11 protein-coding genes are annotated in these 14,151 nt (G+C 62.8%); 7 read left to right on the top strand and 4 right to left on the bottom strand.

Annotated features, from left to right (window positions below; genetic code table 11):
* Positions 1 to 68: 68 nt before the first annotated feature.
* Positions 69 to 1,064: a D-erythronate dehydrogenase gene (denD, locus tag AC26AR_RS09420; RefSeq protein ID WP_404626818.1), complete on the top strand. Its 996-nt coding sequence runs from the start codon at positions 69 to 71 to the stop codon at positions 1,062 to 1,064.
* A gap of 155 nt (positions 1,065 to 1,219) precedes the next feature.
* Positions 1,220 to 2,596, top strand: coding sequence for a GntP family permease (locus tag AC26AR_RS09415; RefSeq protein WP_488106835.1), 1,377 nt, complete (start codon positions 1,220 to 1,222; stop codon positions 2,594 to 2,596).
* Positions 2,597 to 2,763: 167 nt separating this feature from the next.
* On the opposite strand, the gene AC26AR_RS09410 is transcribed toward AC26AR_RS09415, so the two are convergent.
* Positions 2,764 to 3,432 (bottom strand): hypothetical protein, encoded by a 669-nt coding sequence (locus AC26AR_RS09410; RefSeq protein ID WP_488106834.1) that lies wholly within the window; start codon positions 3,430 to 3,432, stop codon positions 2,764 to 2,766.
* Between the two features lie 612 nt (positions 3,433 to 4,044).
* Here AC26AR_RS09410 and AC26AR_RS09405 point away from each other — a divergent pair.
* From AC26AR_RS09405 to AC26AR_RS09395, 3 genes are all read left to right on the top strand, one after another.
* Positions 4,045 to 4,383, top strand: a complete 339-nt coding sequence (locus AC26AR_RS09405) for a hypothetical protein (RefSeq protein WP_404626824.1) — start codon at positions 4,045 to 4,047, stop codon at positions 4,381 to 4,383.
* Positions 4,376 to 5,887 carry a sodium:solute symporter family protein gene (locus AC26AR_RS09400; RefSeq protein WP_077371197.1) on the top strand — a complete coding sequence of 504 codons (1,512 nt, stop codon included), beginning with the start codon at positions 4,376 to 4,378 and terminating at the stop codon, positions 5,885 to 5,887. The genes AC26AR_RS09405 and AC26AR_RS09400 overlap by 8 nt, the downstream gene beginning before the upstream one ends.
* Positions 5,888 to 6,127: 240 nt before the next feature.
* Positions 6,128 to 7,354, top strand: coding sequence for a GGDEF domain-containing protein (locus AC26AR_RS09395; protein ID WP_488106833.1), 1,227 nt, complete (start codon positions 6,128 to 6,130; stop codon positions 7,352 to 7,354).
* Here AC26AR_RS09395 and AC26AR_RS09390 read toward each other — a convergent pair.
* From AC26AR_RS09390 to AC26AR_RS09380, 3 genes are all read right to left on the bottom strand, one after another.
* Positions 7,338 to 8,957 (bottom strand): sigma-54 interaction domain-containing protein, encoded by a 1,620-nt coding sequence (locus AC26AR_RS09390; protein WP_488106832.1) that lies wholly within the window; start codon positions 8,955 to 8,957, stop codon positions 7,338 to 7,340. The genes AC26AR_RS09395 and AC26AR_RS09390 overlap by 17 nt on opposite strands.
* Before the next feature lie 65 nt (positions 8,958 to 9,022).
* Positions 9,023 to 10,456, bottom strand: a complete 1,434-nt coding sequence (locus AC26AR_RS09385; protein ID WP_077371203.1) for a hypothetical protein — start codon at positions 10,454 to 10,456, stop codon at positions 9,023 to 9,025.
* A gap of 89 nt (positions 10,457 to 10,545) precedes the next feature.
* Positions 10,546 to 11,715 (bottom strand): iron-containing alcohol dehydrogenase, encoded by a 1,170-nt coding sequence (locus tag AC26AR_RS09380; protein ID WP_488106831.1) that lies wholly within the window; start codon positions 11,713 to 11,715, stop codon positions 10,546 to 10,548.
* Positions 11,716 to 12,092: 377 nt separating this feature from the next.
* On the opposite strand from AC26AR_RS09380, the gene AC26AR_RS09375 reads away from it, so the two are divergent.
* The gene (locus AC26AR_RS09375; RefSeq protein WP_488106830.1) at positions 12,093 to 13,151 is read left to right on the top strand and encodes a GlxA family transcriptional regulator; all 1,059 of its coding nucleotides are present in this window, start codon (positions 12,093 to 12,095) and stop codon (positions 13,149 to 13,151) included.
* Positions 13,152 to 13,214: 63 nt separating this feature from the next.
* On the top strand, positions 13,215 to 14,069 hold the full coding sequence (locus AC26AR_RS09370; RefSeq protein WP_479399600.1) for a trimeric intracellular cation channel family protein: 855 nt from the start codon (positions 13,215 to 13,217) through the stop codon (positions 14,067 to 14,069).
* The last annotated feature ends 82 nt before the right edge of the window (positions 14,070 to 14,151 follow it).

Here is a 14,151-nt window from a genome sequence, read left to right as displayed (position 1 = left end):
GCCAACAACCATAACAACGACAACACGCCATGGGCCGTCATGCCGACGGCTGGCAAGGAGTCCACACGATGCACGTCATGATTACCGGCGCCGCCGGATTCCTCGGTCAGCGCCTGACCGAGGCCCTGATCGACAAGGGCAGCCTGAACGGCCAGCCATTGTCACGCCTGACCCTGCTGGATCAGATCGAGGCGCCACGTCCCGAGGCGGCGTCATGTCTGGCAGCCGAACCGGCCATCTCGCTGGATGTCGCGATCATCGCCGGCGACATCGCCGACGCCGAGGTGCTTGATCGCTGTCTGGCGGGCGAGCCTGCGGTGATCTATCACCTGGCAGCCGTGGTCAGCTCGGCGGCCGAGGCGGATCTTGCACTCGGCATGCGCGTCAATTTCGACGCGACTCGCCTGCTGCTGGAAGGCTGCGCGGCGCGCGGGTTGAGCGATACCCGACTGGTGATGGCCAGTTCGGTCGCCGCCTACGGGGGCGATCTCCCCGAGACGCTGAGCGACATGACTGCCCTGGTGCCGCAGAACTCCTACGGCACCCAGAAGGCGATGTCGGAACTGCTGATCAATGATTACAGCCGTCGCGGGCTGGTGGATGGCTGCGTGCTGCGTCTGCCCACCATCATCGTGCGTCCGGGGCGCCCCAACGCGGCGGCCTCGAGCTTCGCCTCCTCCCTCCTGCGCGAACCGCTCAATGGCGAAACCGCCATCTGCCCGGTACCGACCGAGCTTGAGATGTTCGTGATGTCGCCGCGTCGCGTGGTCGCGGCCCTGATCCAGGGCGCGGAAGTGCCGGCGGCTGATTTCGGCCTCTCGCGCTGCTTCATGCTGCCGGGCATCACTGTCAGCGTCGCCGAGATGCTCAAGGCGCTGGCGGATATCGCCGGCGAGCAGGCGCTGGCCCTCGTCAAGCATGAGCCTGACCCGCGGATCACCGCCATCGTCGGCAGTTGGCCGGCGCGCTTTGACACCCGCAAGGCGCGTTCGCTGGGCTTCGTCGGCGATACCGACCTGCACGAGATTCTCAATGCGTATCGCGACGAGAGCGCCATCGCCTAGCCAGCGTTCGGGCATCTCATCCAGGACGAGCTCGCCAGACACCTTCGCCAGACCTGCTCGTCACACCCGTACGTCAATAACAACGATCGGTGACATGCCAGACGGCAGCGCCGACACCGCACGCCACACAATAACAATCGACAGGAGCATCACCCATGACAGACGCCGCCGTCGCGGGGCCACAGGTCATCATCGGCCTGGGTATCGCCATCTTCGTCATGATCTATCTGGTATTGAAGACCCGCGTGCATGCCTTGCTGGCCTTGATCATCGCCGCCTCTCTGGCGGGGTTGATCGGTGGCATGCCGCCCAATGAGGTCATCAGTGCCATCACCACCGGCTTTGGCAAGACGCTTTCCACCATCGGTCTCGTGATCGGCTTCGGCGTGATGATGGGGCGGGTGCTGGAGGTGACCGGTGCCGGACAGCGCATGGCCTATGCCATCCTCAATCTGCTGGGCAAGAACAAGGAAGAGGCCGCGATGGCGCTGACGGGCTACATCGTCTCCATCCCGATCTTCTGTGATTCGGCCTACGTGATCCTCAACCCGCTGGTGCGTTCACTGGCCCGCAACAGCGGACGTTCGGTGATTGGTCTGGGCATCGCGCTGGCGGCTGGCCTGATCATCACCCACTCTAGCGTGCCACCGACCCCGGGTCCGCTGGGCGTGGCGGGTATCTTCGGTGTCGACATCGGTCTGATGATCGGCTGGGGCCTGGTGATCACCGCTCCTGCGCTGATCGCACTGGTGATCTACGCCCGTATCATGGGCCCTCGCATCGAGGCGATGCTGGAAGCCCAGCCGGGTGGCTTCGAAGGTAGCGTCAAGCATGACACCGACAGCATGCTGCCTGAATCGGAGCTGCCTTCCCTGCTGATGTCCTGCATGCCGATCGGCCTGCCCATCGCGCTGATCTTCCTCAACACGCTGGTCAGTGCCGTGATGGGCGATACCAGCAATGCGCTTACCAGTACCATCGCCTTCATCGGCAATCCGGTGATCGCCGTGGGCATCGGGGTGCTGGTCGCCATCTATGGCCTGATGCCGAAGACCCCCAAACAGGAAGTGTTCGATCATCTGGAAAAGGGCGTCGAGACGGCGGGGATCATCCTGCTGGTCACCGGTGCCGGTGGTGCACTGGGCTCGGTACTGCGTGCCAGTGGCGGCGGCGATTACATCGCCATGCAGGTCGCGGCACTGGGGCTTCAGCCGCTGTTGATCCCGTTCATCATCGCAACGCTGGTGCGCTTCATCCAGGGGAGCGGCACGGTGTCGATGATTACCGCGGCCTCGATCTCCGCGCCGATCCTGATGGGCATGCCGGACGTCAACATGGTGCTGGCCGCGCAGGCCGCCTGTATCGGCGCGATGTTCTTCAGCTACTTCAATGACAGCTATTTCTGGGTCGTCAATCGCATGCTCGGCGTCAAGAGCACCAAGCATCAGATGCTGGTGCTGACCCTGCCGACGACACTCGCCTGGGCCATCTCCATCATCACGCTGTTGCTGCTCAACGCTATCGTCGGTTGAGCCTGTCAGGACAGTCTGCTGCAACAAAAACGCCGGGCCTCATCGAGGTCCGGCGTTGCTGTGTTGAGCTGCGTGTTCTTGAGCCGTGTATCCATCAGCCCTTGAGCTGCTACTGATAATCGATCATGTCGCTCTCGCCGATCAGCGCCGTTGGGTCTTGAGATAGATCACCGGGAAGGACAGCACCAGGCAGAGACATGCGGCCCACCAGGGGTAGTCAACCCGGGACCCAGCCCCTCGGAGAAGTGTTCGATGAGGACGATGATGAGGGAGGAGAGGAAAGGCTGCATGAGCAGAAGCACCATGATCAGAGCCAGCAGAGGTTTCCTCATCCTGCGCCGCCAGGAGAAGTGCTTGCCGTACTTCTCGAGGACACCATCGATGTCGATCTTGTCGTCATATTGCAGCACGACCATGTAGCCGTGGTCAGGGCTTCCCTGGTGCGCGAGTCTCAAGAACGGGAAGAGAGTCCGAAACGGTGGCGATACGCCGTCAGGGACATGGGCACCAATGACGTATATCTCTTCGCCGAGGGCTGGACAGACGATGGCGTCAGCCCCGGGCGGCAAGATCAGGCGGGTATTGCTCAGATAATAGTGGCGAGTGGTGATCTTTCTGGGGTTGCTGGAGTGATAGCTGATGCCTTCATGTGTCTGTTTCCATCCCTGTCTTTGAAATCTGTCCTCGATGATCGAGTCCGGAGGGGTAGTGGGGGTCGAGGATGTCACTTCCTCAAGCTGCCCGGTCATCCGTTCTGCCGTCGGTGGCATGCCATGACGGGCGTGGTAGGGCCGGCTCATGAGAAAAAGGCCCACCCACACGATGACGATCACCACCAGGACGGCAGGCTAGGGAAGACTATCCTTCTCCGGGAAGAGCAATGGCGCCATCAGGAATACGCATGAAAGACCCACCAGCAGGATGCCTACCAGCGCCAGGCTCCAGGCGGTATACCGCTGGCGTCTGCGGATTGGGGTGACATATTCCTGTTCGTGTTGAGTGAAATATCGAAAGTCCTTTTCGAAGATGGGGGGCACGGTACCAATGCCTTGTCGGTAGATGAGGGAGAGCTCGCTCAGCGTTCTGCAAGTGAGCGAGGCGTCTCAGGAGGTGGCTCTCGGCAGAATTTCTGCACGGGAGGCCTGGGGATCAAGCACCTCTCGATGCTCCTCGGTTGAATGCGTCTTGTCTGATGAAAGATCGCGCGAACGCTATCACAGCCAGCCGATGCCCTCCATTCAGCGCTGGTGGAGACTCATCGCATCCGCATGACCGGACTCTGCCCTGACTCTGACCTGACTCTGACCGGATGAGGAGATCGAGCATGGCCACTGACATCCCCGGCGGTCAGACCTTTTACCCTCATGGCAACTCCCCAGCCGCGCTTCAAGCGGCTACACTGCGCGCCGAGATTTTTCATTCACTCCCTATTCATATCGGAGTTTGTCTTGGCTACGCCTGACACCTCGTCGTCTTCCTCTCCTTCCTCCGCGCCGGACACCGGCGAGGCTGCCTCCACGTCGTCACGCCTGCCATGCGTCGTCGTGCCTGCCAGTTGGCGGGGCTGGAGTCTCTTGGCGGTCTTTCTGCTGTTGATCGCGCTGGGTATCTGGCCGGTGATCGGCTGGGTCAATCAGCAGAGCTCGCTGTGGGGCATGCCGTCGTTGATCCTCTGGAGCTACCTGATCATCTTCGCCTGCAGCGGGGCCATGCTGCTGGGCAATCGTCTGTTGCCGGATGAGGAGGATGGCGCACCGCGCGAGGATGAGAGGGCGTCACATGAGTGAGTCACTGACCCTCACGTCCTGGCAGGGCAGCGTGCCGCTGATGATGACTCTGGGCTATATCGCGCTGGCGATGCTGATCGGGTTGGGCGCGCGCGGCGGCCGACGCATGGATTCGCTGGAGCAGTGGGGTGTGGCCGGCCGCTCGATGGGGCCGATGACGCTGTATCTGTTGATCGCGGCGGGCAGCGTGAGTGCCTACACCTTCATGGGCGCGCCGGGCTGGGCCTACAGCAAGGGAGTGCCGGTCTTCTATGTCGCGATCTATCTGGCCTATCTGGCGCTGGTGGCCTGGTACTTCGGGCCCAAGGTGTGGAAGTTCGGTGAGCAGTTCGGGCATGTCACCCAGGCAAGCGCGATCGCGGATCGCTATCAGAGCCCCGCACTCGGCGCGCTCTCGGCGCTGGTGATGTCGATCGCCTCGGTGGCCTATGCGGTGCTGCAGACCATCGGCTCGGCCTACATCCTGCTGGTGATGAGCGGGGGGCGTATCCCGCTGTGGGCCGGCGTGCTGCTGGTACTTGCGGCGATCGCCGTGTATCTGTTCGTCAGTGGTCAGCGCGCCATCGGGCGTACCAATGTCTTCCAGGGCGTGCTGATGGTGGTGGTGGCATGGGTCATCGGCCTGTGGGCGGCGCACCTGGCCACGGGGGAGTGGGGCTTCAGCGGAGTGTTCGAGCGCCTCGAGCGGTCACATCCCGAGTATCTCCGCCTGCCGGGGGCGGGGGGCGACATGAGCTTCAGCTTCTGGACCACCTCGATCATCGTCTCGATGCTGTCCTTCATGCCGCCGGTGTGGACGCAATGGATGAGCGCCTCCTCCGCGCAGACTATCCGCCGCAGCGCCAGCTGGCTGCCGACCTACTACGTGGTGATCCTGCCGCTGGTGGTGGTGGGCTTCATCGGCATCTTCAGCCTGCCCGAGCTTGAGCGTGCCGATACGGTGGTGCTGGAGTACGCGATGGCCAACATGCCGGTCTGGCTGGTGGGGCTGCTGGGGGCGGGGACGCTGGCTGCCTCGATGTCCTCCAGCGAGCCCTTCATCCATTCGGTAGCCCTGAGCCTGAGCCGGGATGTGCTGCAGCCCGGGTTCAAGCTCAGTGATGCGCGCGCCGGCCAATGGGCACGGTGGCTGATCTTCCCGGTGATGTTTCTGATCATCGCGCCGCTGGCTATCATCGAACCGGGTAATCTGGTGATGATCCTGCTGATCGGGCTGGGCTTTGCCTCCCAGGTGCTGCCGGCGTTTCTCGGCATGTTCTTCTGGCCGCGTGCCTCGGCCGCCGGGGTGTCTGCAGGCATCTGCGCCGGCTTTGTCGTCACGGTGCTGTTGACCATCGTCTGGCCGCATCCGCTCGGGATTCACGCCGGTTTCTGGGGCTTGATGCTCAATCTGCCGGTCTTCGTGCTGGTCTCGCTGATCACGCGTCCCGTGGACGAGGCCGTCACGCGGCGCTTCTTCCGGATTGCCGCGCCGTGGCGCTTTTCATTGCCTGCCGATCGCTGAGGGCGCACTGCCGATTGTCGCCTGCAGGGGGAGAATCACGGATGACGAGCGAGACGGGAGGGACCCCGTCGCCTCGTCCCACCCGCCGGGCGTGGGGGCAATGTCCGTGGTCTCGAATATTTGGACAATCGTTTGACAAGCGTGAACGATTGTCACGTTTGGCCCTCATGCCTTATTCACCGGTGTCGCCTTGTATAGAGTGAGATCATTGATTGACTGTCCTCAAGGGAGGGGGCGTGGATGAATGATCTGATGGTACAGGTGGACAGGCAGATACACCGCAACGGCGGGCTGGGTATCGATTTCCCGGACGAGATCGAGGCGCGGTTCGAGCGGGACATCCACGCAGAGCGCAGTCACAAGCTTGTCTGCATGGGGGCGGTGGCGATCAGCATCTACCTGCTGTTTCTGATCAATGACTGGCGCTTTCGGCCGGATCACATGCTGGAAGCCATCATCATCCGGGTCGGAGTGATGACGCCCATCGCGTTGCTCTGCATCTACCTGCTCAAGCGCGGTGTGTCGCCGGTCTTGCGCGAGATGCTGATGACCGCTCTGGTGTGCTTCGCGATGATCTTCACGGCCCTGTTGATCCAGTTGTCAGTGTCACCGCATTCCTTTCTGGATCTGTTCGCGCTCGGGCTCATCGTGCTGGTGGGAAATGTCCTGTTCCAGCTGCGTTTCTGGTACGCCCTGTGTTCCTCGGCCTTCCATTTCTGCGTGATGCTGTACCTGGTCACCGCCCATCCTGCCCCCTACGAGTCGGCAGGGTTCATGGCATTGATGGTGTTCTTCTCCATCACGCTGTTTTCCATCATCTCCAATCTGCGCAGCGAGAAGGCTGAGCGGCTTTCCTACCTGTTGCTGCTGCGCGAGCAGTTGCGGGTCGAGGAGTTCACGGAGAAGAATGAAGAGTTTCGGCGACTTGCCTCCATCGACCCCCTGACGGAAGTCTACAACCGCCGCCACTTCGACAGCCTGGTGAGTTCTCTGATCGGCAAGCAGGTCGATCGTCGACTGCAGTACGGCGTCGCCATGATCGATGTCGATCATTTCAAGGCCTACAACGATCACTACGGTCACGTGAAAGGCGATGTCTGCCTCAAGCGCATCGCGACGGCCATCTTCGAAAGCGTGCACCCCGATGTCGACATCGTGGCGCGTTTCGGGGGGGAGGAGTTCGTGGTGCTGCTGCCATCCTGCTCCCCGCAAGCGGCGCTGGCGCGAGCGGAGGAGATTCGCGAGCATGTCAGCGGACTGGCGCTACCGCATGCGGGCAATTCGCAGCAGGGGATCGTCACCATCAGCGTGGGGGTCTCCGCCGCAGGCAGCGAGGAGGATTACGACTTCGAGAATATCCTGAATCAGGCGGATGAAGCGCTCTATCACGCCAAGGCCAGAGGCAGGGACCGCTGCGTGCTGTCACCTCGCTCGCTGCCCGAGACCCCGGTCACCGCTGACGCCTGATGGCGTACTTCTGCATCTTCTTGACCAGTGTCGATTGATTGATGCCCAGCGAGGAAGCGGCAGCACGCGTCGTGGCATGTCGCTCGAGCGCCCGGTGGATCAGTTCCCGCTCCAGGGCCTGGGTGCATTGCGTGAGAGTGGCGTGGTTCTCGCGCACTCCGGCGGGTATCGTCGCAGCGACAGAGGGGGCTGCGAGACCGCCTGGCCCCAGGCATTCGGCGGGCAGCATGTCCGTCGTGATGAGCGTCTGGTCGGTGGTGACGACCAGTCGCTCGACCAGGTTGATCAGCTCACGGATGTTGCCCGGCCACTGATGCGAGGCCAGCAGTTCCAGCACCTCGGGATCGAAGTGGCGAACGCGGGCATGGCGTTGGCAGAAGTGACCCAGATAGTGGCGTAGCAGCGGGATGACCTCACCACGGCGCTCGCGAAGCGGGGGCAGCGTGATGGGGACGACGCTGAGGCGATAATAGAGGTCTTCGCGAAAGCGCCCCTCCCTCACGCGAGCGGCCAGGTCATGATGTGACGCGGTCAGCAGGCGCACGTTGGTCCGCCTGAGTTCGGTTCCCCCCACGGGCATGAAACGTTGCTCCTCGACGACCTTCAGCAGCTTGGCCTGCAGCGAGAGTGGCAGGTCGCCAATCTCGTCGAGAAACAGCGTGCCACCATTGGCCACATCCAACAGCCCCTGTTTTCCCCGGGCATTGGCACCGGTGAAGGCCCCGGGCGCATAGCCGAACAGTTCCGCCTCCAGCAGTCCTTCGGGCAGGGCGGCACAGTTGAGTTCCAGAAACACGCCGGCAGAGCGTTCGCTGTGCTCGTGAAGGTAGCGGGCCAGCAATGTCTTGCCCGTGCCCGTCTCGCCCTGGATCAGGACCTTCACGTCGGTGGCGGCCACGCGTTCTGCCAGCGCGAAGCAAGCGGCCGTGGCCTCGCTGGTGACGAGTTCCAGTGCCTGCTCGTCGGTACCGGCGTTGACGCTGTAGGTCTCGTGCAGGGAGTGCAGCTGGCGAAGCTGCTCCTGGGCATGCTTGGCGCGCAGCAGCTCGGTGATATCACGCACGCTGGTGACGACGTGACTCAAGGCGCCATCCCGCGCGTGCATGGGCAGGCCACTGACCAGGATCTTGCGGCCATCGTGCAGGCTCTGGACCAGAGTGACGGGCTTGCCGTCCCGGATGACCTCCAGAGAGACCGACTTGGAGATATAGCCTCTGCGCACCAGTTCCTGCATGTGCCGGCCCAGCACATCACTGCGCTTGAGCCCCGTGATGCGCTCATAGGCCTGGTTGATGGCCACGGTCACCCCGAGGGCGTCGGTGATGTAGACCCCGTCGTGCAAGGCATCCAGCACTCGCTGCACCGGAACCTCGGCCAACAGGTTCGTGGCGGTGTCCGGTGGGCCGTCCGGCCCGGCGGCGAGGGTGCGCTGATTCGACCGGGCGAGGCGTTCCTTGCGCTCGGCGGCGGATTCCACTTCCTGGCGCGTCAACACGCCGATCACCTCGCCGCGGGTGTCGATGACCTCGACGGCCTCCAGTGACTGACGTTCCAGCAGTGCCAGCGCCGCTTCCAGCTTGAGATCCTGTTCCACGTTCTGCATTGAGGGTTCCCCTGACAGAAGCCCCCGCGCGCTCAGGCGGCGGGGGGCCATGGGGTTACGATACGTCAATGCGAGGATGTCGTGGAAACGGTTGGCGTCACGTCACTGGCGGGAGCGTCGATATCGCCCTTGCCGAGATCGCGGCTGAAGGTCTCGTCGTTTTCCCCCGAGAAAAAGCGCTTGCCGTAGATCAACAGGCACAGGGCGATCCCGATTCCGAAGGCCCAGGCGGCGCCCTTGATCACCAGAACGGCGGCGATCACGCCGGCAATGCCGAGGTCACGCTGGCTGCGGGCTTCGAGAATCCCCAGCCGTACGCTGACATAGCCCTGGATCAACAGGGTCAGTGCCAGCGCGATCCCCAGAATGGGCTGGACCAGACTGACGATGGGCAGCAACAGCAGGCCGGTATTCGTGCCCCAGCGGAAGGAGCCTGAGCCCCCGAACAGCGAGTGCATCGCCTGCTTGCCTTCCTTGTAGCGCTCGACCACGACGACCTGCATGGCGGCCCACAGCGGCCCGCACATGGTGACGTCCGGACCGAACAGACTCATCAGCGTATTGCGGCCACCGAAGATCATGTGGGCACGGTTGGCGTCGTAGTCGATCTTCTCGTCAGGCCGTGACTCATCGGCTTCCTCGACCAGCGCCTTGGATTGCAGGACATCGCCGAACAGCACGATATAGGCGGCCAGAACTGTGGGCAGGGCGGTCAGGAACATCGACAGCGGCGGCAAGCCCACTCCAAAGACGGTGTACTGGCTGAACATGGTCACGAAGTCCGGCTGACTGAAGCCCCACTGCACGTCAGGCCAGGCGGCCTCGCCGACCAGCGGTGCGACGATGATCGCCAGCAGGATGATCGGGAAGATCCCCAGCTTGCCCAGGTTGCCCCAGAACGGATTCGAGGTCTTCAGCCTTGCGAAGTGGCGCGAGAAGATGATGTAGAACGCCAGACCCACGGCGATGCTGATGGTGATGGGATAGGTGTCGAAGCGTCCGCCTTCCTTGAAGACCACGCTGATCGCGGCCAGGCCTGCCCCCATGATGATGCCGGCCTTGATGGCCGAGGGAATCAGGTTGACCACCTTGCTGGCCAGCCCCGTTCGCCCGAGCACGATGGCCAGTATCCCGAGCATCAGCTGGAAGGCGATCAGGGCATGCACCCGCGTTTCGCCCTCGGGGAAGGTGGCCACATAGGCCATCAGCAGAGGGATGGCCGGCGTGATCCAGCCGGGAATGACCGGGTCGCCCAGCAGATGGTGAACGAGATACAGCAGCCCGTTGAGCATCACGATGGCCAGTGCGGCTTCAAACGGCATGCCCAGCAGCTCCGTCATCAGCGGGATGGCGGCGAGATCCACCGCGCACATCAGAAGTCCCTGCAGATAGTCGGGCAGCTCGAATCGGTAGTGCAGGAAGGGCAGGCGAATCTTGAAAGGCCCCAGAGCGTAGTAGGGGCTTTCCTCTCCGGGTTGGCGGGTTTTCCAGTGGCTCATGATGGCGTTCCTGTTGTTATCGTTATTCATCTTCACCTGGGGTGGAGATGGTGTTCACGAGAAGGGGCAGTGCTCATGCCTGGCGGGCTTCACCAGGCAGCGCGATAGATGCACTCGATGTCGTGCTGGGTCAGTTGACGCGGATTGTTGCGCAGCAGGCGTTCCACCTTGACGGCATCTGCCGCAAGCGAAGGAATATCCTTTTCGGAAATGTCGAAATGGCGCAGGCCACTGGGGATGTCCACGTCTCGGCACAGCTGGTGCAGGCGCTCGACGACCAGCTCGGCCGCGGCCTCATCCTTGAGCGCATGATGCGCAGTATCCAGTGCCTCTGCGATATCCCGGAAGCGTTCGACGCAGGCCAGCGCATTCCAGCGCATCACATGCGGCAGCAGCAGGGCGTTGGTCACGCCATGGGGCAGGTGGTAGCGCCCGCCCAGCGGGTAGGCCAGGGCGTGGACCGCACCGACCCCCGCATTGCCGAAGGCCATGCCTGCCAGCAGACTCCCCGTGGCCATGGCTTCACGCGCCTCGAGATTGCCGGGATCGGCATAGGCCTTGGGCAATGCCTTGATGATCAGGCGCATGGCCTTGATGGCCAGCGCATCGGTGATGGGCGTGGCGAAGTTGGACAGGTAGGCCTCGATGGCATGCACCAGGGCATCGACGCCGCTGGCGGCAGTGACATGGCGGGGACAGCTGACCGTCAGCTCCGGGGCGACGATGGCGACGTCCGGCAGCAGGTAGTCATTCACGATACCTTTCTTCATGCGTGCTTCGGTGTCAGACAGAATGCCGATGTTGGTGACTTCGGAGCCGGTGCCTGCCGTGGTCGGCATCGCGATCAGCGGTGCACCACGCACACGGGCCTTGTCTTCCCCGAACAGGCTTTCCAGATCGCCGTCATGGGTGGCGTATACCGCCACGCATTTGGCGATGTCCATGGCGCTGCCGCCGCCCAGCGCGATCAGGCCATCGCACTGCGCCTCGAGGTAGACGCTCATGCAGTCCTCCACGATGTGCACTTCCGGCTCGGCACTGACCTCGCTGAAGATGCGGTAATGGGTCAGCTGACCATTGGCCTTCAATACATCGAGCTGATCCGTGATCGGCTTTAGGGTACCCGACCCCAGCACACCGGGGTCGGTGACCACCATCGGGCAGCGCATGCCCAGGCGAAGGATTTCTTCACTGAGGCGTGATGAGGCCTGTTGGCCCGTTATCAGGCGGTGGGCGGATTTGAAGCTGGCGATGCTCATGGCGATATCCTGTCCTGGATGACATGGGGAAGGGCGCTGGTTGGCGTCTCCTGTCATGATGGATAGCAAATGGCATGCCAGTTTCTTTCTCTTTACAAGTCACTGAATTCAATGGGTTTTTATTGAGTTTTCGCCTAAGGTCGCTACGCCCAAGGTCGATGTTCTGATGCCATATGGAATCACTCGCGTGGCTTGAGTGATGCGTTCTGTCATCAAACGCGATGCGATGATGGCAGGCGACAGACGATCGAAAGCCGCGATTCTGCACAGGTCACTGGTCTCTTTTCCCCAATGTCATTATCGTTTGATGAAAACCGCCGAAGGATTGATGAAAATCGCCATATGCCTGATACCCCGACCGCGCTGGACATGAGCCCTTGAGCACTGGCGCGCATCCCTACCCGCGGCCGGACTCACCGCCCGTGCTGGCGCCCGGCGCCGCCGAGAATACGCTGAATGTTTGGCTGGTACCGCGTTTCTCGATGTTGACGCTGTTCTGCCTGCTCGAGCCCTTGAGGGTCGCCAATCGCTTCGGGCGGGATCTGTTCGCCTGGCGGCTGTTGTCAGCGGATGGTGAGGCGGTGGTGGCCAGCAATGGGGTCCGTATCGATGTCGATGGTCGCCTCGATCAGCTGATGACGTGGGAGCCCCGGCAGGCATCGGAAGCGGTGTGTGAACAGACCTCGGCATCCATGGCCCGGATGCGCCTGATGGTGGTGTCGTCCTATGAGCCAGAAGCGAGTGTCGACAGTGAGTCGCGTGCCGTGCTGCGTTGGCTGGCGGCCCATGGTGCCTGGCTGGGGGGACTGGATACCGCCCCCTTCATTCTGGCGCGGGCCGGTGTGCTGGCGGGGCATCCGGTGGCGTTGCACTGGGAAAGCGTGCCGGCCTTTCAGCAGGAGTTTCCTGAGCTGGACGTCAGCTCGGCCCCTTATGAATGGCAGGGTGAGCGTCTGACCGGCTCCGGCGGGGCGGCCAGCATCGACATGATGCTGGCCTGGATCGAGCTGCTCTATGGCCCTTCGCTGGCCGATGCCGTGGGACGTCAGATCATGCACCAGCGCACGGCCGTGAACGTGGAGAGCCCGACTCCGCGCGATTCGTCGTTGCCGCGTAGTGTCGTGCGGGCGCTGGCGGTGATGGAGGCCAATCTTGCCCAAGCCCTGCCCATTCCGGTGGTCTGCCGGCTCGCGGGGCAGTCACAGCGCCAGCTGACGCGCCTGTTCGTGGCGCAATTCGGCGAGACACCCAAGCAATGCTATCTCGGCATGCGTCTGGATCATGCGCAGAGGGTGCTCGCCGACAGTCGGGTCAGTGTCTCCCAGGCGGCCTTTGCCACGGGATTCACCCATCTGGCGCACTTTTCTCGTGCCTATCAACAGCGTTTCGGTGAGGCACCCAGCGTGACGGCGCGTCGCGGACTGGCCGCTGAATGAACGGCCATCACGCTCGCGTGTGGCGCATGAATGACAGTTTCGTCGTCTGAGGATGCTATGGGTATGAACTGGATAACCTGGCTGGATCTGGCCGGTGTGATGATCTTCGCGCTGACAGGCGTCGTCGTGGCCTGTCGTTCGCGGATGGACCCGATCGGCATGCTGGTGCTCGGCGCCGTGACCGGTATCGGCGGCGGCACCCTGCGTGATCTGGTGCTGGGCATCAGGCCGGTGTTCTGGGTCGAGCAGCCGATCTATCTCTGGGTGATCCTGCTCACGGTGGGCGTGGCGACATTGGGCTTTCACTACATTCACCGCCTGACGCGGGTCTTTCTGCCCGTGACGGATGCCTTCGGCCTTGCGCTGTTCACCGTGCTGGGCGCTCACAAGGCCCGCACGATGGGGGTAGACGGCATCGTTGTCGTGGTGATGGGCACCATGAGTGGCGTGGCAGGCGGCATGATCCGGGATGTACTGGCGCGCCGCGTGCCGATGGTGCTGCGTCAGGAAATCTACGCCTCGGCGTCGCTGGCGGGCGGGATTCTCTATATCGCGCTACTCGAGCTCGGGATGCCGCTTGCCTGGGCGACAGGCGCGGCCATCGTAATGGTATTGATGATTCGACTTCCGGCCATCTACTGGAATCTGACGCTGCCGACCTTCGCCTGGGTCATCATCCCGCCACCGGACCTGTCAGCGAGTGGTGAACCCCGCACGTCGGGCACGCCCGCAGACAATCAGCGCGAGCAGGGTGATGCCGAATTCGCCACCACCCTGGGGGGCTCAGTGGGGCTCAGCAAGCTCGAGGCCTCGATGAAGATCGACCAGCCCCCCGAGCCGCCGATGCTGCCTCGTCGTACTCCCAAGGCGCGGGTGCGCATGCTGCGCCCCGGCGAGAGCCGGCGAGGCAGGAACTGAGCACGGAAGGCCATGGCGTGATCGCTTGGAAGCGGTGCGTGATTATGGTGCAAGAAGTGCCTGACAGGTGCCGATCATTGCG

The organism is Cobetia sp. PS-4MA (genome assembly GCF_057670765.1).
This window is presented reverse-complemented; position numbering and strand designations above follow the sequence as displayed.